Raw genomic sequence first — 18,489 nt, 5'->3', positions numbered from 1 at the left:
ACCGTGCACAAACGAAACTTTCCGCCACAATATTGTCTGTCCCCCCGGACGATTTCCGACGCACTCGTGCCTACCTGAAAGACATCGACACCGGCGCTCGCCCGAGAGCCGTCGTCCTCGCCCACAGCGAACACACGGAGTACGCGATGTTTACTCGATGGACGAACACAGCCGCCTGCGCGGTGGCGACCCTCGCCGCAGTCCTGTCACCCGCCGCCGCTTCCACCCCCGCACACGCCAGTCCACCGCACTGCCCCGACGTCCACGTCGTGGCGGTTCCGGGGACCTGGGAGACCTCGAAAACCGAACCGGGCAAGGGGATGTTGGCCGCCGTCGCCGACGACCTGCCCGGCGACGTCTGGACCGACTACGTCGCCTACACCGCGACCGCGTTCCCTTGGGAAGGCGAGGTGTACGGCCGGTCCAAGCGCGAAGCCATCGACACCGCCCGCGCGCTCATCGCGGACACGGCCCAGCGCTGCGCGACGACGCGATTCGCGTTGCTCGGCTACAGCCAAGGCGCGGACGCCGCGGGCGATCTCGCCGCCGAGATCGGCACCGGGCTGGGCGTGGTCTCGCCCGACCGGGTCGGACTGGTCGGTCTGATCGCCGACCCGCGCCGCTCCCCCACCGACACCCTGATCGGCCCGCCGGTGCCGGGCGCGGGAGCGGGCGGCCCGCGCCTGGGTGGATTCGGCTGGCTGAGCCCGCACACCTTCACGTTCTGCGTCCCCGGCGACCTGTACTGCGCTACCCCGGACGGTGACTACGCCGCCCGGATCGCCGGATTCTTCGCGCAGGTCTCCAACCCGGACCCCGCCCTGTTCGACAAGTATCAGCAGCAGGCGGGCGAGCTCATCAACGACGCCATGGCCGCGGGAGGCTTCGGACTCCTGCACGACCAGCTCAACAATTCCGCCTACGAGGAGCGCAAGAAGCAGATCGATGACTTCCTGGCCTCCGGCGCCCACCAGAGCTACCCGTCCTACCGGATCGCCGGGGGCGCGACCCCGCTCACCTGGTTGCGTCAACGGCTGGTCGGACTCGCTCAGCGTTGATCGGCGCTCGCGGTAACCGTCGGGCTCGAGTGCTGAATCGCCAGATTCGGGGAGGCGTCCCGCCGATTTTCGGCGGACCGGTATAGCGGCGACGCGCGCCGGAATCGATAGGATTCCGGCGCGCGTCGGCGTTTCCGCGGACCTTTGCCGAGTCACCGGTCCGCGGAGTGAACGCGCGATAGGCTCGGACCGGGCAAGATCATTCGGTGCGACCGGCGCAGGGGTGATGCCACTATGTGTCGACTCTTCGGACTGACCGCCGCTCCGCGACGAGTCAAAGCAAGCTTCTGGCTACTGGACGCGGCCGACAGCCTGGACCGCCAGAGCGAGGCGAATCCCGACGGAACCGGGCTCGGCACCTTCGACACCGCGGGGCGGCCGCTGGTCGAGAAACAGCCGCTTGCCGCGTACGAGGACCGGCAGTTCGCCGTGGAAGCCAAGCACCGCGAGTCGGCCACATTCCTCGCCCACATCCGGCACGCCTCTACCGGCGACCTCAGCACGAAGAACACCCACCCCTTCACCCAGGACGGGCGAATCTTCGCGCACAACGGCGTCATCGAGGAACTTCCCCGCCTCGACGAGGAACTCGGCCGATACCGCGAACTGGTCGAGGGCGACACCGATTCGGAACGTTTCTTCGCCCTGATCACCAAACACATCGACGCCCACAACGGGGACGTCACCGCGGGCATCACCGCGGCGACGCACTGGATCGCCGACCGGTTGCCGATCTTCGCGATCAACATGCTGCTCACCACCGCCACCGAGCTGTGGGCGCTCCGTTACCCCGCCACCCACGACCTCTACGTGTTGGACCGCGAACCCGGCGAACACCTCGAACACAGCGGCACCGCGGGCACCGTCCGAGTCCGATCGACCGACCCGGCCCGCGTCCCCACCGTCGTCGTGGCCAGCGAGGAGATGGACGACGACCCCGACTGGAACCTCCTCCCCTCGGGCGAACTCCTCCACATCGACCACAACCTCCAGATCCACCGCACCCTCATCCTCGACCGTCCCCCCTCCCACCCCTTGTCTCTCTCCGACCTCAGCGCCGACGCCGCGGCCTCCCAGCAACACCGCTGAGCCCCGGCACCGCTCGATCTCTTCCAACAGCCGCATGCACAAGCGCCCAGGGCCTGGGTTGTCCGAGTTGGGCTTTCGATGATGGTCAGCCCAAGAGCTTGTCGGGGGTGATCGGGAGGTCGCGGACGCGCACGCCGGTGGCGTGGTAGACGGCGTTGGCGACGGCGGCCGCGGCGCCGACTATTCCGATCTCACCGGCGCCCCTGGACCCCATGGGGTTGGCGTGTTCGTCGACTTCGTCGAGCCAGATCGCATCGATGTCACGGACGTCGGCGTGGGCGCTGACGTGATAGGTGGCGAGGTCTTGGGTGACGACGTGGCCGAAGCGGTGGTCGCGCACGCTTTCCTCGTGCAACGCCATCGACAAGCCCATGGTCATTCCGCCGATCAGCTGGGAGCGCAGGGTGCGGGCGTTGATGGCGCGGCCGATCGAGAAGACGCCGAGCATTCGGGGGACGCGGATTTCGCCGGTGTCCCGGTCGACGGCGACTTCGACGAAGTGGGCGCCGAAGGAATGCATGGCGAACTTGTCGGCGTCGGGATTCTCCGGCATTTCCGTAGTGGTTTGCGCTCCGGCGGAAGGCTTTTCGCCGTGTTCCTCGCGAAAGGCGCGCGCCGCGGCGACGATCGCCGTGCCCCATGAGCTGATGCCCGACGACCCACCGGCGACCGAGGCGGCGGGCAGGTCGGTGTCGCCGATCTGGAGATCGACCGTCGCGGTATCGCAGCCGAGCGCGTCGGCGGCGATCTGGGTCAGCGCGGTCCAGGTGCCGGTGCCGAGGTCGGCCGCGCCGATCTGGACCGTATACCGGCCGTCGGAGCAGTAGACGATGCGGGCGACGTTGCCCGGCATGGACGAGGCGGGGTAGGTCGCGGCGGCGACGCCGGTACCGAGTAACCACTCGCCCTGCCGACAGCTTCGAGGCGCCGGAACGCGTTCGGCCCAGCCGAACCGTTCTGCGCCGGTGCGCAGACATTCGATCAGATGCCGCCCCGACCACGGATTGCCCGACGCGGGTTCGGAATCGGGTTCGTTGCGCACGCGCAATTCGATCGGGTCGATGCCGCAGGCGGCCGCGAGTTCGTCCATCGCGACCTCCGCGGCGAACATCCCGGGACACTCGCCGGGCGCGCGCATCCAGAACGGCACCGGAACGTCCAGCGGCGCGAGGCGATGCGAGGTCCGGCGGTTCGGCGCGGCGTACATCATTCGCGACACCAGCGCGGTCTGCTCCGCGAATTCCTTGACCTTCGAGGTCGATTCGACGACTTCGTGCGACAGCGCCGTCACTGTGCCGTCGCGGTCGGCGCCGAGCCTGATCCGCTGGATCGTCGGGGTGCGGTAGCCGACGAGGGCGAACATCTGCTGACGGGTGACGGCGAACTTCACCGGGCGGCCACCGCTGCGCTGCGCGGCCATGACGGCGAGCACATTGTGGGCGTGCGGGGCGCCCTTCGAACCGAACCCGCCGCCGACGTGCGGAGCGATGACCCGCAATTGTTCGGTCTCGAGGCCGAACAACGGCGCGAGCGTCTTGCGCACCGGATGCACGCCCTGTGTCGAGTCGTAGAGCGTCACCCGGGTGCGCCCCGAGGTCTCGTCCCACAGCGCGATGGACGCGTGCGGTTCCATCGGATTGTTGTGTTCGATCGGGGTGGTGTAGGTCTGGTCGACCGTCACCGCGGCGGCGGCCAGCGCGGCGTCGACGTCGCCATCGTCGGTATCGGCGGGCTCGGTCTCGAGCAGCTTCTCCGGCGCGTACAGCTCGGGGTGGTCTGTGCGCAGCTCGGTGTCGTGCGGCTCGGCTCGATAGTCGACGCGCACCGAATCGGCGGCCTGCCGAGCGATTTCGGCCGACTCCGCGACGACCGCGCCGATCAGCTGTCCGCGGAAGTGCACCCGATCGTCTTGCAGGATGCTCAGTTCGCCGTCCGAGGTATCCGCGAGCTTCGGAGCGTCGAAGACGGTCAACACGGTGACCACACCGTCCAGCGTCTCGGCGGCGGAGGTGTCCATCGCGACGACCCGCCCGTGCGCGATGGTCGCCTGAATGGGATGTAGATAGGTGGGTCGCTCCACTCGGTGCTCGAATGCGTAAGGCGCCCTGCCGGTCACCTTCGCGGGACCGTCGAGCCGAGTGAGCGGCGCACCCATCGATTTCGCTGGAATCAGTGTCATCGCCGCGCCTCTTCAGTGAGGGTGCGCAAGGTCGCGACCAGAGTTCGTTGGGCCAGTTCGACTTTGAACTCGTTGCCGTCGAGCGGCCGTGCCTGCGCCAGTTCGGCCTGTGCCGCGCGGCCGAACGACTCGACGTCCGCCTCGGCGCCTTCCAGCGCCGCTTCCGCCTGCCTGGCCCGCCACGGCTTGTGCGCGACGCCACCGAGAGCTATTCGCGCGGAAGCGATCCCGCCGGATTCGAGGACGATCTCGGCGGCGATCGAAACGAGCGCGAAGGCGTAGGAGGCGCGATCGCGCACCTTGCGGTAGGTCGAGCGCGCACCGGAAGGCGGTGCGGGCAGCTCGACAGCGGTGATCAGTTGCCCGTGACTCAGCACGGTGTCCAGATCGGGCCGATCGCCCGGCAGGCGATAGAAATCCGCGACCGGGATCCGTTTCGTTCCGTCGACGTCCTGCACCACCACGCGGGCGTCGAGCATGGTCATTGCCACCGCCATATCCGACGGGTGCGTCGCCACGCACTGCTGTGAGGCGCCGAGAATGGCGTGGTAGCGGACGTATCCGCCGATCGCCGAACATCCGGCGCCCGGTTCACGTTTGTTGCACGGCGTGGTGACGTCCTGGAAGTACGGACAACGGGTGCGCTGCAACAGATTTCCCGCCGTGGTCGCCAAGTTGCGCAACTGCCCGGACGCGCCGGCGAGCAGCGCCCTGGACAGCGCGGGATAGCGAGTGCGCACGAGCGGGTGCGCGGCGAGATCGCTGTTGCGCACGGCCGCGCCGATCCGCAGACCGCCGTCGGCGGTCTCCTCGACCTCGGCGAGCGGGAGCCTGCTGACGTCCACCAGCAGGCGCGGCTCGCGCACGCCCAGCTTCATGTGATCGACGAGGTTCGTCCCGCCGCCCAGGTACGCGGCATCCGGGCGAGCCGACACCGTCGCCACGGCATCCTCGGCGGTGGCGGCGCGGCGGTACTCGAACGGGATCACGGCGCCGCCGCCGCTCGGATCGCGGCGAGGATGTTGGGGTAGGCGGCGCAGCGGCAGAGGTTGCCGCTCATCCGTTCCCTGATCTCGTCGTCGGTCAGTTCCGGCTCCGCGGTGAGATCGGCGGTGACGTGGCTGGGGTGACCGGCCTTCGCTTCGTCGAGCATCCCGACGGCGGAACACACCTGCCCAGGCGTGCAGTAGCCGCACTGGAACCCGTCGCGATCCAGGAACGCTTCCTGCATCGGGTGCAGCTCGTCACCCTCGCCCAGCCCAGCCGCGGTGACGATATCGGCGCCGTCCTGGGCGACGGCGAAGGTGAGGCAGGTGGTGGCTCGGCGACCGTCCAGCAGCACGGTGCACGACCCGCACTGTCCGTGATCGCAACCTTTCTTCGGCGACGTCACGCCGAGCTGCTCGCGCAGCGCGTCGAGCAGCGTGGTGCGGTTGTCGACCCGAAGAGACCGCTGTTCACCATCGACGCGGAGGGTGATGCCGGTCCGGGTGTTCGAGGCATCCATCTTCGCCGCGTACCCCGCACCGAGCGGGCGAATCCTCCGGCGCCGAATCCGTGGCGAACCGAGAGCTACCGATGGACGCCGGCGAGGTCCGGAAGTCCGCCGGCGGTCTCCTCCGCGGGTGCGGAAGTGCAGGGCTGGCGCCGGGTCGATTGATGGACGGTTGACCGAACAAGCGGAGGTCAACGCGCGCGCCTGGTCCACTGGCAGTCGCATGGGATCCGCCCCAGGGAGAGGACGAGGCGTCATGTCCATCGACGTCGCGAAGGTGACACCGGCAACTCGTGGCGGCACGGTCGTGCCCGCGCTCGCGGCGCTTTCGGCGGGCGGGTTTCTCGCGATAGCGATCTGGGTGTCCAGCCGCCTGGACGTGAGCGAGGAACTGCACCGCGTCGCGCTGTTCGTCCACCTGGCGGCGCTGGTGGTCGGCCTCGGCGCGGTGTTGGTCGGCGACTACGCGGCGCTGCTCTGGCTGACGAGGCGGGTGACGACGGCACAGCTGCTGCACGACATCGGCCGGTTGCACCTGCCAATCTGGGTCGGCCTCGCGGGGTTGGTGGGCAGCGGGATGCTGCTCGAACCCGAATTCGAGGTCCTCGCCACGCGCGTGAAGTTGGCGCTGGTCGCGATTCTGATGGTCAACGGAGTCCAGGCGATGGCGCTCGAACGGCGGATGGCCGCGGCGGGGACCCACCTCGGCCTTCCGCTCGTGTTGCGTGGCGTCGTGACGGCTCTCGTCTCCCAGAGTTGTTGGTGGGCGGCGATGTGGATCGGCTTCACCGCGACGCAGTCCTGATCAATTGACCGGTTTTGATTGTCCTGGCGTTCAACGTATTACGGTCAACGCACGGCACTGCTGCACTGGTTCGGGGGGCATCCGGCCACATCCTCGTCGCGGCCGGACGCGCCCGGCATCACGCAGGAAAGGCAGCACCCGATGCGAAAATCTCGACTAGCGCTCAGCGTTCTCACCGCCTGTATCACGGCCCTCGGTGCGGTCGGCTGTGGCGCGGACACGAACCCTCCCGCCCAAGCGGCGAACCTCACCCTCAACACGACCGAGCCGGAGAACCCCCTGGTGCCCGGCGACACCACCGACGCCGGTGGCTCGAAAATCCTTCGTACCCTGTTCAAGGGTCTGGTCGACTACGACCCGAAGACGGCCGCGCCGCGCAACGCCGTCGCCGAATCCATCGAGACCTCCGACTCCCGAGTCTTCACCGTCACACTGAAGCGCGGCTGGACCTTCCACGACGGCACACCGGTGACCGCGCACAGCTTCGTCGACGCGTGGAACTACACCGCGTATGCGCCCAACCAGCAGCAGGGCGCCGGATTCCTTTCCGTGATCGAGGGTTTCGACGCGGTGAACGCGCCCGACCCGAGCGGCACACCCGCGGCGAGTTCCGGCAGCCCCGCGGCGCGCACGATGAGCGGACTGCGTGTCGTCGACGAGCACCGGTTCACCATCACGCTCGCCGCGCCGCTGCCGAGCTTCGTCAACCGCCTCGGCTACCTCGCCTACGCGCCGCTGCCGAAGCAGTTCTTCACCGACCGGGCGGGTTATCTGGCGCACCCGGTCGGCAACGGCCCCTTCGAGTTCGTCTCGCACGCAGCGGGTTCCAGCTTGACCATCCAGCGCAACGACGACTACTCCGGCCAGCAGAAGCCCGCCATCGAACGCGCGGAGTTCCGCTTCAACAAGACGCTGGAGGCGGCCTACGCCGACGTCGTCGCCAACCGCCTCGACTTCCTCGAGGTGCTGCCCGGCGACGCGCTCGTCGGCGGACGCTACAAGCAGGATCTCGCGGGCCGCCACTTCACCCGCGCCGGAACGGGTTTGCAGTCGATCACGTTCCCGCTCTACGACCCACGCTTCGCCGATCCCCGGGTGCGCCAGGCGATTTCGATGTCGATCGATCGACAGCACGTCATCGATACGGTGTTCACCGGTGATCGCATCCCGGCCCCGGGACTCGTGCCATCCACCGTGCGCGGCGCGACCGAGGGCCAGTGCGGGGCACTGTGCGAACATCGACCGCAGCAGGCGCGAGAACTGTTCGACAGCACGGGATTCCAGGGTCCGATCGAGATCGCGTCCAACGTCGATTCGGCCAACGAGAAGTGGCTGACCGCGGTGTGCTCGTCGATCACCGCCGCGCTCGGCCGCGAATGCCGGTTCCAGCCCGTCTCGACGCTCGGCGAGTTCCGTCGCCAGATCAACGCTCACCAGATGCGGACGATCTACCGCACCGGCTGGGTCGCCGATTACCCGTCGATCGAGAACTTCCTGAACCCGCTCTACCGCACCGGCGGTTCGTCCAACACCGGCCGCTACAGCAACCCGCAGGTCGACGCGCTGCTCGCGCGCGCCGACGCCACGGCGAACGAACAGGAGTCCTGGAGCCTCTACCAGCAGGCCGAACGGCTGGTCATCCAGGACATGCCCGCGGTGCCGCTGGTGGTCCCCGGCGTGCAGACGGGCTGGTCGGAACGGCTGCGGAACGTGACCGTCACGCCCTTCCGCGACCTCGACCTGGAAACCGTCACGATCGCCTAGCGAACGCCCCGTCGTGCCTCGGTGGTCGTCGAGGCACGACGGCGCACGACTTGACCCTCACGTCGCGTGAGGCTCGACGATGAAGTCATGACCGAGACATATCCCGCCTTCGACATCAGCCCCGTTCCCATTCCCGCCTTGGACGCCACACCCCCGGAGCTCTTCCGCGGCCTGTACGGCATGCCGATGTTCGTCACGGCGCCGACGCCGGATCTGGCCGCGTCGGTCGACTTCTGGAGCCGTGGCCTCGGGTTCTTCGACCTGTTCTCGATCCCCGGCCAGCTCACCCACCTGCGCCGCTGGGCGTTCCAGGACGTCCTGCTCGTGCAAGGCGAGCGGCCCGCCGACGCACCGCCGCTGACCGTGAGCTTCGCTTGCGTGCTCAGCCAGCTCGACCAGATCGAGGCCAAGTGCACCGAATTGCTGCCCGGCTGCACGACAGGGCCGCGACAGATGCCGTGGAATTCGGTGGAACTCGAGATTCGCACACCGGAGAACACCCGGGTGATCATGACCGCCGCCCGACCGTACGATCCGGACAGCCCGGAGGCCGAGCAGCTCCGCGCCATCGGGATCGAACCGCCCCGAGGGTGACGGAGACGCGACTGCCAGACTGGTCGGCGTGACGAATCAAGCCTTGGACGAAGACGGCGGTCGCACCGTCGGCGCCGTCGCGTCGCTGGTGGGCGTCACGATCCGGACGCTGCACCACTGGGATTCGATCGGGCTCGTCCACCCGTCCGAGCGCACCGCCGCGGGCTATCGGCGCTACACCGCGGCGGATCTGGCCCGCATTCACCGGGTGCTGGTCTACCGCGAACTCGGCGTGCCGCTCGGCGACATCGCGGCGCTGCTGGACGCGCGGGCGGCCGACGCGCTCGCGTCGCTGCGCGAACAGCGGGACCAGTTGCGCGAGCGCGTCGCCCACCTGCGCCGGATGGGCGACGCGCTCGACCGCATGATCGAGGCGAGAGAATCCGGCATTCTGCTGTCCGCCGAGGAACAGGTGGCGATCTTCGGCCAGCACTGGCAGCCGTCCTGGGCCGAGGAAGCACGCGATCGCTGGGGTGACACCGCCCAGTGGGCGCAGTACGCCGAGCGCGCCGCGGGCCGGACCGCCGAGCACTGGCGACAGATCGCCGAGAGCGTCGAGGCGCTCAACGCGGAACTGGCCGCGGCCCATCGCGACGCGGTGCTTCCAGGAAGCGATCGGGCCAACGCGCTGGCCGAGCGGCACCGCGCCTCGCTCGGCGCGTATTTCGACTGCACCCATTCGATGCACGTCTGCCTGGGTCGCAAGTACGCCACCGACCCGGGATTCGCCGCCTTCTACGACGGCATCGAGACCGGCCTGAGCGCCTGGATTCGCGACATCATCGACGCCAACGCGCGCGCCAACGGCATCGATCCCGCCACGGCGACCTGGGTCTGACCGCCTGTCGAATTCGCGCCGATGGCCCGGGATTCCGTCCCGGAGAATTGTCGGTGGGCGGCGCTACGGTGGCGGCGTGAACCGGACGGATCGGCTGTACGCGATAGTCGAGGAGTTGCGGGCGATCTCCCCGCGGCTGCGCACCGCGCGGGAGTTGGCGCAGCGGTACGAGGTGAGCGTCCGGACCATCGAACGCGACATCGCCGCGCTGCAGCAGGCCGGTATCCCCATCTACGCCGACGTGGGCAGGCGCGGGGGGTACGCGCTGGAGAAGAGCATGTCCCTGCCGCCGTTGAACTTCACGCCCGCGGAGACCGTCGCGCTGGCGGTCGCGCTGGCCCGCCATCGCGGCGGCCCGTTCGAGCAGGCGGGTCACAGCGCGCTGCGCAAGATCTTGGCGGTGCTGCCGGAACGCAACGCGGCCGCCGCGCGCGAGCTCGCCGGGCGCATCCGTGTGATGGATCCGCTCGACGCGCAACAGATCAACGAGATTCCCGCGGTGATCGAACGGGCCATCGAGGTCGGGCGGGTGTTGCGGATCGGCTATCTCGACCGGTTCGGCGCGCGTACCGAACGCTACGTCGAACCGTTCGCGTTGGTGAGCGGGACGAACGGCTGGTACCTGGCGGCATGGTGCAGGCTACGCGGCAATCCGCGCTGCTTCCGGTTGGATCGGATCGCCTCGGCGGCCGCGACCGAACAGCCCGCGCCGCACCGCGCGTTCGACGGTCCCGCGTTCGACATCCCCGACGATCGGCTCCGAATCGTCGCGCTCTGAACGGATTCGAAAACACCGACAGGGGGTTGTCGCCACGGCGGGAGATCGTGATCCGGCAAGTCAACGACCCCGAGATTCCGGAGCGAAATCGAATGACCACTCCCGCCTACAACACCGTCGCCTGGTTCCAGGTCGGCAGCGACAAGCCCGAACTGGTGAAGAAGTTCTACGGCGAGCTGTTCGGCTGGACCTTCAGCCCGTACCCGAGCGGTGACCAGGGCTACGAACTGATCCACTACCCCGGCAGCGAGGGCCCGAGCGGCGGGATCGCGCACACCGCGGAGGCCTCGGCCAACCACGCCACCTTCCTGGTGGTCGTCGAGGACGTCGCGGCCACGCTGGCGGCGGCCGAAGCATTGGGAGCCAAAGTGGTGACGCCGCCGGTCACCAGCAACGACGGACTGGTGTCGGCCGACCTGCTCGACACCTCCGGCAACTTCTTCTGCGTGTTCAGCCCCGCGCCGACGTCGTGATGCCACGGTGAGCAGCTTCCGGCGCATCGGTGTTGGATGCGCCGGAAGCGCGAGGCGCCATGAGCGGAGCCCATCGGCCTCCGATCGGATTGGCGTGGACGGGTGTTCGGATTCCAGACGCACCGCTCAGCGCCGGCGTCGCCTCCGCCGATCGAGCTGAGGTACGTCGAAATCGGTCACTGGGCGGCCCGGTGGCCTGATTGCGTCGAGTCGCGTTGCTCGGCGATCCGGCGGCGGATCTCGCCCCACGACAAAGGCAACTCGTCCACCGGTGCGCTGAAGAACACGAAGGTGGCGTCTCGCATGACCTTTCGCTTGCGCTCGACAGTCGACTTGTGCGGCTCGGAGCCCGCGTAGGCGTAGATGGCTGCCTTGTCCTCCCAAGCCGAATAGGTCCAGAATGTGCCCTTCAGCATCTCTGCCTTCAAAGCCACGCCCAGCACTCCCGGCGAGCGGCGGGCCTGCCACCACAGCGCCAGCGAGGCGATCAGGAAGCCGGGTGCGCTGCGCAGCGACTCGACCTCGAGGCGCGAGGCCATACATTGGACCTCGGGCTTAGTTGGCATGCCGACTGTCGTCCACGGAAGCGTGGGCATAGACCGCTCTTTCGATCAGAGGGGTGGCGGCGGACCGCCGATTGGTTCCACCATATTCCACAGTGGGATGTGGGGTTGTCAACGACGCAGCCGCCCTCGACCCGCCCCATCAGAACGGGGGCGGTCGTCAACCGAGGTCGGCGAGCTGCGGGACGGCCGGTGCGAGCCCGTCGATCCATGCGGCAGGCGAACCGGTGGTCGGCACGACGATGACGGTGTGCACGCCGAGCTTCGCGTAATCGGCCATCTCACGGACGAATTCGTCGCGGGTGTCCGGCGTCGGGCGCGGGTTGTTCGCGATGATCGTCTTGCGAATCCGGTCGTAGTCGCGGCCGAGATCGTCGCAGTGCCTGCGCAGGACGTCGAGCTTGTGTTCGACGTCCTGCGGCGAGGTGCCGAACAGGTTGCACGCGTCGCCGTACTGCGCGACCAACCGCAGCGTCTTGCGTTCCCCGCCGCCACCGATCAGCACCTTGGGGCGGTGGATCGGCTGCGGTGAACACAACGTCTCGGCCAACTGGTAGTGCTTGCCCTCGAACGGTCCGTTGTTCTGCGGGTCCCACATCTGCTCGCAGATTCGCAAGGCCTCTTCGAGTCGCTCGAAGCGTTCGGCGACCGAGGGGTATTCCACGCCGAGCCCCCGGTGCTCGCGCTCGAACCACGCGGCGCCGATACCGAGCGCGGCCCGCCCGCCCGACAGGATGTCGAGCGTGGTGACGATCTTCGCGAGCAGACCCGGATGCCGGTACGTCACGCCGGTGACGAGCAAGCCGAGCTCGATCGTCGAGGTGTGCGCGGCGAGGAAGCCGAGCGTGGTGTAGCCCTCCAGCATGTTGGCTTCCGCGGGAAGGCCGGTCGGCTCGATCTGGAAGTAGTGATCCATGAAGGACAACCAGGTCGCACCCGATGCTTCGGCCGCGGCGCCGACCCTGGCCAGTTCGCCCGCGATGGCGGTGGGTCCACCGTCGATGTCGAAGATCGGAATGTGAAAGCCGAGTTCCATGGTGTGGTCTCCTCGTGTATCGGCAAGCCCGTGACCACAACGCTACGACTTGGAGTGCGCTCCAAGGCAAGTCGAGCGCAACGACGTCACGACCTCGTCGGCGGCGCGCTCACCGGAGACGACCGCGCCTTCGAGGTAACCGGTCCAGCGCGGCGCGGTCTCCGTACCCGCCCAGTGGATCGGGCCGCTCGGCTTCGCGGCGTCGGTGAAGACGTCGAGCGTGCCGGGAAGTGGGACCCCGGAGTACCCGCCGCCGACGAACGGATCGTGATGCCAGGACTTCTCGTGCCAGCTGAGCGGGTTCCGCACGGCCGGACCGAGATGATCGGCCAAGGCGGACAGCACGGTGTCCCGACGGTCGGCGGGGGTGAGCCGATCCAGTTCCCTGGCATCCCGTCCTGGGACGAGCACACAGAGGTGGCCGGGGCCGGTCGGCGGTGAGATGTCGAACGAGGCGGGCACCGGACCGTCCAAGGCGACGATCTCGCCGCTGAGTCCGCGCTCACGCCAGAACGGCCTGTCGTAGACGGCGATCGCCTTGTAGATCGTGCCCATGCGGAGGTTGTCCTGGAGGCGTCGGCGTTCGGCGGGCAGGCGCGGATCGTGCCGGATCTCCGCCGCGACGGGCGCGGGGACGGTGACGATCACGCGCGCGGCGTGCACCGAACCGGCGGGGGTGGTGAGGGTGACACCCTCGGCCGATCGCGTGATCGCGGTGACCGGCCGCGTGAGATGCACCGCGTCGCCCAGTTCGGCGGCGAGCGCTTCGGCCAGCGCACCGGCTCCGCCCGAGAGCAGCGATTCCTGCGCACCGCCCGCGGTGCCGAGCATGACGCGCAGACCGCCCGCCGAGCGAATGCCCACGGCGAGCGCCGCTACGGAGACACCGTCGAGATCGCAAGCCAGCGCTTCCGACAGGACCACCTCGACCAACCGGCGTGCTCGCGACCCGGGGATCCGGCCGACCCAGTTCGACACCGTCACCTCGTCCCACCGGCGGCGCGCCCCCATGCGCGCCAGCAACTCCAGCCGCAGCAGCGCCGATCCGGCTGCCGCGGCGGTGAGCGGGCCGATCCGCACGCGTCGCCCGCCGTCGAGCACGAGGCCTTTGCCCACGCTGGGCGTCGGGAACAGTGTCATACCGAATTCGCCTGCGAGCGCGGTCATCCGGGCGTGGTCGTGGCCGATCCACTGGCCGCCGAGATCCACCGGGGTGTCCGCGGCCGAGCGCTCGGTCCTGGTGCGGCCGCCGACGCGGTCGGCCGCTTCCAGGACGAGTACGTCGATGCCGTGCGCGCGTAGGGCACGGGCCGCGGTGAGTCCCGCGAATCCCGCGCCGATGACCGCGACCGTCGTTCGTTCCATCGCCAGCTCCTTTATGCAACGCTTGTTGTAAAACAAGTGTTGCATAAATGCTAGGCTGTGGCCATGCCGCGCACCGTCGATCGCACCGCCCGCCTCACGGCCGTCAGCGACGCCGTCGTCGGCCTCGCCACGGAGACCGGTTTCGCCGCCGTGACCATCCGTTCGGTAGCCGAACGCGTCGGCGCGTCGACCTCGGTGGTGACGCACTACGTCGGCAGCCGAGACGAGATGCTGCGCATGGCGGTTCGACGCGAGGTCGACGCGCGGCGCGCGCAAGCCGAGGACGCCATGGCAAGCCGCCGCGGCGCGATCGGGTTGCGCGCGCTGATCGAATGGGCCGTGCTGACCGCCGACGAAGCGACCCACCGGTTCTGGCTCGCGCTGGTACTCGGCGCGCCCACCGAGCCGGTCCTGCGCGCGGAGCTCGACGCGTTCAACGAGTGGTGGGACGCCGCGCTCGAAAACCTGTTGGCGCAGGCGGGAATCACGGAGCTGGAGCGCGCCGCGGATCTGCTGAACGTCGTCGTGGACGGCCTCGTCGTCGGCGGGTTCGACGAGGGCGCGCCGTGGCCGCCCGCCCGCCGTCGGCAGGTTCTTGCCGCGACATGGCGCGCCCTCGGAGTCGCCGAGTGAACGCTCGGCGAATGCGCCGCCGCTACGAAACCGGCGGCGGTGGAAGGGAACACGAGGGCCCCTCGGCGGAGGGGCCCTCGCTCGTTCCGGTGGAACGATGGATCGGCAACGCTCTTCTTCGGCTCGGAGCGAAGACGCTCCAGCGAGGCCGATTCAGAGCGGCGCGCGAGCGGCGGACAGGAATTCTTCCCTGCTGATCCGGCCGTCGCCGTCGATGTCGACTTCGTCGAAGCGGGTCATCAGGATGTCGATGTCCTGGCCCCGGCGCTCGTAGTGCTGGATGAATTCCTCGCGGTCGATGTAGCCGTCGCCGTCGATGTCCAGCATGTCGAACTTCTCGTGAATGTCCTGAATATCCATTCGGTTCTCTCCCAGCTTCTAGGCGGGGCGGCGGCTGCCGCTCCGACAGGACAGGTTTCGAGCCGTGTTGGAGAAACTGACCCATCAAGGATAGGGGTGCGCGGTAGCGCGTGCGCGAAAATCGAAAAGTCGGATCGGACGCTCGGGATCTAGGTGTCCACGTCTTTGATCGCGGATCCCGCTATCGCCGAGGCTCGCCACAACTCGACGGCGAGCAAGAATGCCTGCACGCGTCCCTCGACTTCATCCAGAACCACCCCGTCCGGCCAGGAAACTCGGCAGTGATACCAGCAGCGGCGCGCACGATCGCATCGCCGCGGCTCGGGCGAGAGCAGATCCCGGCAGACGCGCCTGGCGAGTTCGGCGAGCGCCGCCGACGTCTGCGCCGGTGTGCCCACGTTGCCGACCCGCCACCACAGCTCCTCCGTCCGGCCGGGTCGCGATATCTCTACGAGGTAGATCAGTTCGGTGTCCTGATCACTCATACACAGGCACTTTGCCAGATACCGACCGGTCTACCCGTAGCTTCGCGCGCGTGTTTTCAGAATGCCGAGAAAACGCTTACGGCGGGCCGGCGGACGCGCCGCACCAGCGATATAACCCGCTCGAATTCAAGATCGATGGCCCGGATGTATTGCCGGTGGATATACCCGCGACTTCCATCACCGAGTGCTGTTGCGACAGCGGCGCACAACTTCCGGCGCCGACGCGTGGCCGCTGACCGGGCTCATGTCCGGCGCGACCGATGTCGGACCGACGCGGGCCGTGTTGGTGTTCGGGTTGGTCGGCGACTCCGGCTACTTTCAGGGCGGTGCCGGACGACGGGGTTCGGTGCGACGACGATCCCTGAACGGAAAGCGATGAGCATACCTACAGTTCCCGGCCATCCCGGCGCGCCGCCCGGGTATACGTGGCGGTGCGTGTGGCCCGAGTCTCGGGCCATCGGGTGGTCGGTGGCGTCCTTGGCCGCGCTGGTCGGCGGGGCGGCGGGTTCGGTCGTGGGAATGGTGTTCGGCGACCGGTCTGTCGTGGGGATCGGCGGGCTTCTGCTATTGCTCGGCGGGATCGCCGCGATCACCTATTTCGTCATGGGCATCGAGGATCGCCCCAAGGTGCGCGCGGGCGATGCGGAGAACACCTTCGTGCTGCGCTATCTTCCGGTTCGCCTGGCTCCCGTGCTCGCCGGGCTCGCCGCGGTGGCGGTGGCGGCGCTGTGGCTCGGCATCGTCACAGGCGAGCTCGAGCCGACGCTGTGCGGGATCGCGCTCCTCGTCGCGCTCCTCCTCTTGGCGGGTTTGACCCTCTCCTACCGACGCACCGCACGACTTTCCTTCTCCCCGGACGCCATCCGGATCACCACGCGCAACTTCGACTGGGAATTCCCCTGGGACGCGGCGCACTTCGCGGCGGGCTTCGACCCCAAGGGCGCCGAGACGATCGAGATCCGATGTCCCCGCCACGCGGTGACCACCCGCCGGACCCAGAGGAAGACCCCAACCCACCTGCGCCCACCCGCCGACAGCCCGGACGGCCCGTGGAAGATCGCCCCGATCATGTGGGGCGTCCGCCCGAACTCCCTGTACTCCACCATGACTCACCTGCGCACCAACCCCGCCCTCCGCACCCAACTCACCCGCCCCCAACTCACCGCCATGCTCACTCCCCCACCCTGGCGCACCCGCCACGCCCTGGACCTCGACCCCGCCTTGGACCTCGACCTGTAGTAAGACATCTCCGTTGAACTCAGCCCGTCAACCGCCAGCCCCGCGCCCGCTCACGCTCCCGCCAGAAGTCCTGGTATCTCCCCGGCTGGTCGATCAGTTCCTCGTGCGTGCCGCGCTGCGCGATGCGCCCGCCGTCGAGCACCAGAATCTGGTCGGCGGACGCGACGGTGTGCAGCCGATGAGCGACGACGATCACCGTCCGCTGCCGCGCGAGCGCCCGCAGCGCCGCGGCGATCGCCGATTCGTTGTCCGGGTCGAGTGCGGCTGTCGCTTCGTCCAAGAGCACGATCGGCGCCTGCTTCAGCAGCGCCCGCGCGATCGAGACCCGTTGGCGCTCACCACCGGACAGGCTCACTCCCCCTTCGCCTACCCGCGTGTACCAGCCGTCGGGCAACCGGTCGACGATCTCGTCGACGCGCGCCGATCGGGCAGCCGCACGGACCTCTTCGGCGGTGGCGTCGGGGCGGCCGAGCCGGATGTTGGCTTCGATGGTGTCATCGAACAGGTACACGTCCTGGAACACCATGGCCACCTGGCTCATCAATGTGTCGGTGGACTGGTCGCGCACGTCGACGCCGCCGACTCGCACCGCGCCCGCGTCCACGTCCCAGAACCGCGCGATCAGGCGCAGCAGCGTCGTCTTCCCGGACCCGGACGGTCCGACGATCGCGGTGAGGGTGCCGGGCCGGGCGTCGAACCCGATGTCCCGCAGGATCGGCGCTCCGCCGTAGCCGAAGGCGACCTTCTCGAAAGACACCGCGCCCGGCGAGGTGACGGGCTTGTCGCCCTCGGGAAGCGGACGAACGGCGAGAACCTCGTCGATCCGGTCGATGTCCTCGGCGGCCATGCGCAACCCGGCCGCGTGGTCCACCAGCTCGATCAGCGGTCCCGCGAAGCGCGTGACCAGCACCAGCAGCGCGATCAACTCGGCGGCGTCGAGTGAACCGCCGAGCGCCAGCGCGACACCGATCGCGATCAGCGCGACGAACGTGGCCTGCACGGCGGCCGAGAACGCGACCAGCGCAGCAACGGCGTTCCGGTTCATCTCGCCGTAGGCGCGCCGCTGCCTCACGAGGGCGTCGTCGAGCAGCCGGTTGCCTTCGCCGATGCGGCCGAACGCGCGCAGCACCTGCTGGCGCTGCGCGAATTCCACCACCCGGCTCGCCGATTCGACGGCGGCGCGATCGATCGCGCCGAAGCTGCGCGCGATGGCGTCCTGAGCCCAGCGGTGCGTCGCGAGGAGCATCGCTCCCGCGATCAACAGCGCCGCCCCGAGCCGCGGATCGAACAAGAACATGCCCGCGGCCACGACGGCGGGCGTCACCGCGCCACTGATCACCGGCTGCATCAGGTGCGCGGGCACGCTGACGATGTTCGTCGTGCCCTGCGACATCGAATGCGTCAGCCTGCCGGTGCGATCGGCGCCGAACCAGCCGAGCGGCACCCGGGCAAGATGGTCCCCGACTCGATGGTGCATGCCGAGCAACAGGTCGTCGGCGATCTGCTGACCGTGCATCGCCTGCGCGTAGTAGACCACCGAAGTCGCGGCCGTGACGATCGCGAGTGCGGCGAGCCAGGGCATCGCGGCGTCCCGATCGCCGTCCAGCAGCGGGCGCAGCACGGGAACCACCAGCAGCACACAGATGCCCTGTAGCACCGAGAAGGCGACGATCAACCCGATCCACCGCGTGAACCTGGTCCGATGCGCCGGGTCCACGATGCGAAAAAGCATGCG

General features: G+C 68.7%; 19 protein-coding genes. 10 read left to right on the top strand and 9 right to left on the bottom strand.

Going from position 1 to position 18,489, the window contains the following annotated elements; genetic code table 11:
- Positions 1–146: 146 nt before the first annotated feature.
- The gene (locus ABZV58_RS28150) at positions 147–1,058 is read left to right on the top strand and encodes a cutinase family protein (RefSeq protein WP_355003189.1); all 912 of its coding nucleotides are present in this window, start codon (positions 147–149) and stop codon (positions 1,056–1,058) included.
- A 234-nt stretch (positions 1,059–1,292) separates the two neighbouring features.
- Positions 1,293–2,147 (top strand): class II glutamine amidotransferase, encoded by an 855-nt coding sequence (locus tag ABZV58_RS28145; RefSeq protein WP_355003188.1) that lies wholly within the window; start codon positions 1,293–1,295, stop codon positions 2,145–2,147.
- Positions 2,148–2,232: 85 nt separating this feature from the next.
- On the opposite strand, the gene ABZV58_RS28140 is transcribed toward ABZV58_RS28145, so the two are convergent.
- The 3 genes from ABZV58_RS28140 to ABZV58_RS28130 are packed head-to-tail and all read right to left on the bottom strand — an operon-like array spanning position 2,233 to position 5,833.
- Entirely contained in the window at positions 2,233–4,326 is a 2,094-nt protein-coding gene (locus ABZV58_RS28140) for a xanthine dehydrogenase family protein molybdopterin-binding subunit (protein WP_355003187.1), read from the bottom strand.
- The gene (locus ABZV58_RS28135) at positions 4,323–5,315 is read right to left on the bottom strand and encodes a xanthine dehydrogenase family protein subunit M (protein ID WP_355003186.1); all 993 of its coding nucleotides are present in this window, start codon (positions 5,313–5,315) and stop codon (positions 4,323–4,325) included. Before ABZV58_RS28135 ends, ABZV58_RS28140 begins: the two co-directional genes overlap by 4 nt.
- Positions 5,312–5,833: a 2Fe-2S iron-sulfur cluster-binding protein gene (locus ABZV58_RS28130; RefSeq protein ID WP_355003185.1), complete on the bottom strand. Its 522-nt coding sequence runs from the start codon at positions 5,831–5,833 to the stop codon at positions 5,312–5,314. Before ABZV58_RS28130 ends, ABZV58_RS28135 begins: the two co-directional genes overlap by 4 nt.
- Before the next feature lie 244 nt (positions 5,834–6,077).
- On the opposite strand from ABZV58_RS28130, the gene ABZV58_RS28125 reads away from it, so the two are divergent.
- The 6 genes from ABZV58_RS28125 to ABZV58_RS28100 all read left to right on the top strand — a co-directional run bounded on the left by ABZV58_RS28125 (position 6,078) and on the right by ABZV58_RS28100 (position 11,073).
- Positions 6,078–6,626, top strand: coding sequence for a hypothetical protein (locus ABZV58_RS28125; RefSeq protein ID WP_355003184.1), 549 nt, complete (start codon positions 6,078–6,080; stop codon positions 6,624–6,626).
- Between the two features lie 141 nt (positions 6,627–6,767).
- Positions 6,768–8,390: an ABC transporter substrate-binding protein gene (locus ABZV58_RS28120; protein ID WP_355003183.1), complete on the top strand. Its 1,623-nt coding sequence runs from the start codon at positions 6,768–6,770 to the stop codon at positions 8,388–8,390.
- Positions 8,391–8,477: 87 nt separating this feature from the next.
- Positions 8,478–8,984, top strand: a complete 507-nt coding sequence (locus ABZV58_RS28115) for a VOC family protein (protein WP_355003182.1) — start codon at positions 8,478–8,480, stop codon at positions 8,982–8,984.
- 28 nt (positions 8,985–9,012) lie between these two features.
- Positions 9,013–9,822, top strand: a complete 810-nt coding sequence (locus tag ABZV58_RS28110) for a MerR family transcriptional regulator (protein WP_355003181.1) — start codon at positions 9,013–9,015, stop codon at positions 9,820–9,822.
- A gap of 76 nt (positions 9,823–9,898) precedes the next feature.
- Entirely contained in the window at positions 9,899–10,600 is a 702-nt protein-coding gene (locus tag ABZV58_RS28105) for a YafY family protein (protein ID WP_355003180.1), read from the top strand.
- Between the two features lie 92 nt (positions 10,601–10,692).
- A complete protein-coding gene (locus ABZV58_RS28100) occupies positions 10,693–11,073 on the top strand; it encodes a VOC family protein (RefSeq protein ID WP_355003179.1) in 381 nt (126 codons plus the stop codon).
- A 176-nt stretch (positions 11,074–11,249) separates the two neighbouring features.
- Here ABZV58_RS28100 and ABZV58_RS28095 read toward each other — a convergent pair whose 3' ends face one another.
- The 3 genes from ABZV58_RS28095 to ABZV58_RS28085 all read right to left on the bottom strand — a co-directional run bounded on the left by ABZV58_RS28095 (position 11,250) and on the right by ABZV58_RS28085 (position 14,037).
- Entirely contained in the window at positions 11,250–11,612 is a 363-nt protein-coding gene (locus ABZV58_RS28095) for a hypothetical protein (protein WP_355003178.1), read from the bottom strand.
- A gap of 184 nt (positions 11,613–11,796) precedes the next feature.
- Entirely contained in the window at positions 11,797–12,672 is an 876-nt protein-coding gene (locus ABZV58_RS28090) for an LLM class F420-dependent oxidoreductase (protein WP_355003177.1), read from the bottom strand.
- Between the two features lie 42 nt (positions 12,673–12,714).
- The gene (locus tag ABZV58_RS28085) at positions 12,715–14,037 is read right to left on the bottom strand and encodes an FAD-dependent oxidoreductase (protein ID WP_355003176.1); all 1,323 of its coding nucleotides are present in this window, start codon (positions 14,035–14,037) and stop codon (positions 12,715–12,717) included.
- 63 nt (positions 14,038–14,100) lie between these two features.
- Between ABZV58_RS28085 and ABZV58_RS28080 the strand changes: the two genes are divergently transcribed.
- On the top strand, positions 14,101–14,670 hold the full coding sequence (locus tag ABZV58_RS28080) for a TetR family transcriptional regulator C-terminal domain-containing protein (RefSeq protein WP_355003175.1): 570 nt from the start codon (positions 14,101–14,103) through the stop codon (positions 14,668–14,670).
- A 153-nt stretch (positions 14,671–14,823) separates the two neighbouring features.
- On the opposite strand, the gene ABZV58_RS28075 is transcribed toward ABZV58_RS28080, so the two are convergent.
- Complete coding sequence (locus tag ABZV58_RS28075) at positions 14,824–15,030, bottom strand: EF-hand domain-containing protein (RefSeq protein WP_355003174.1); 207 nt, start codon at positions 15,028–15,030, stop codon at positions 14,824–14,826.
- Between the two features lie 149 nt (positions 15,031–15,179).
- Positions 15,180–15,515, bottom strand: a complete 336-nt coding sequence (locus ABZV58_RS28070) for a hypothetical protein (RefSeq protein ID WP_355003173.1) — start codon at positions 15,513–15,515, stop codon at positions 15,180–15,182.
- A gap of 468 nt (positions 15,516–15,983) precedes the next feature.
- Between ABZV58_RS28070 and ABZV58_RS28065 the strand changes: the two genes are divergently transcribed.
- Positions 15,984–16,754, top strand: a complete 771-nt coding sequence (locus ABZV58_RS28065; RefSeq protein WP_355003172.1) for a hypothetical protein — start codon at positions 15,984–15,986, stop codon at positions 16,752–16,754.
- 19 nt (positions 16,755–16,773) lie between these two features.
- On the opposite strand, the gene ABZV58_RS28060 is transcribed toward ABZV58_RS28065, so the two are convergent.
- Positions 16,774–18,486 carry an ABC transporter ATP-binding protein gene (locus ABZV58_RS28060; protein WP_355003171.1) on the bottom strand — a complete coding sequence of 571 codons (1,713 nt, stop codon included), beginning with the start codon at positions 18,484–18,486 and terminating at the stop codon, positions 16,774–16,776.
- Between the last annotated feature and the right edge of the window lie 3 nt (positions 18,487–18,489).

Origin of the sequence: Nocardia sp. NPDC004654 (genome assembly GCF_040609595.1) — a bacterium.
Taxonomy (GTDB): Bacteria; Actinomycetota; Actinomycetes; order Mycobacteriales; family Mycobacteriaceae; genus Nocardia.
This window is presented reverse-complemented; position numbering and strand designations above follow the sequence as displayed.

Excerpts from the sequence above, each read along its gene's own strand:
- ABZV58_RS28130 (WP_355003185.1), bottom strand. The coding sequence starts at position 5,833 with ATGGATGCCTCGAACACCCGGACCGGCATCACCCTCCGCGTCGATGGT.
- ABZV58_RS28070 (WP_355003173.1), bottom strand. The coding sequence starts at position 15,515 with ATGAGTGATCAGGACACCGAACTGATCTACCTCGTAGAGATATCGCGA.
- ABZV58_RS28145 (WP_355003188.1), top strand. The coding sequence starts at position 1,293 with ATGTGTCGACTCTTCGGACTGACCGCCGCTCCGCGACGAGTCAAAGCA.
- ABZV58_RS28140 (WP_355003187.1), bottom strand. The coding sequence starts at position 4,326 with ATGACACTGATTCCAGCGAAATCGATGGGTGCGCCGCTCACTCGGCTC.
- ABZV58_RS28090 (WP_355003177.1), bottom strand. The coding sequence starts at position 12,672 with ATGGAACTCGGCTTTCACATTCCGATCTTCGACATCGACGGTGGACCC.
- ABZV58_RS28125 (WP_355003184.1), top strand. The coding sequence starts at position 6,078 with ATGTCCATCGACGTCGCGAAGGTGACACCGGCAACTCGTGGCGGCACG.
- ABZV58_RS28075 (WP_355003174.1), bottom strand. The coding sequence starts at position 15,030 with ATGGATATTCAGGACATTCACGAGAAGTTCGACATGCTGGACATCGAC.
- ABZV58_RS28120 (WP_355003183.1), top strand. The coding sequence starts at position 6,768 with ATGCGAAAATCTCGACTAGCGCTCAGCGTTCTCACCGCCTGTATCACG.
- ABZV58_RS28150 (WP_355003189.1), top strand. The coding sequence starts at position 147 with ATGTTTACTCGATGGACGAACACAGCCGCCTGCGCGGTGGCGACCCTC.
- ABZV58_RS28100 (WP_355003179.1), top strand. The coding sequence starts at position 10,693 with ATGACCACTCCCGCCTACAACACCGTCGCCTGGTTCCAGGTCGGCAGC.
- ABZV58_RS28115 (WP_355003182.1), top strand. The coding sequence starts at position 8,478 with ATGACCGAGACATATCCCGCCTTCGACATCAGCCCCGTTCCCATTCCC.
- ABZV58_RS28095 (WP_355003178.1), bottom strand. The coding sequence starts at position 11,612 with ATGGCCTCGCGCCTCGAGGTCGAGTCGCTGCGCAGCGCACCCGGCTTC.
- ABZV58_RS28060 (WP_355003171.1), bottom strand. The coding sequence starts at position 18,486 with ATGCTTTTTCGCATCGTGGACCCGGCGCATCGGACCAGGTTCACGCGG.
- ABZV58_RS28085 (WP_355003176.1), bottom strand. The coding sequence starts at position 14,037 with ATGGAACGAACGACGGTCGCGGTCATCGGCGCGGGATTCGCGGGACTC.
- ABZV58_RS28080 (WP_355003175.1), top strand. The coding sequence starts at position 14,101 with ATGCCGCGCACCGTCGATCGCACCGCCCGCCTCACGGCCGTCAGCGAC.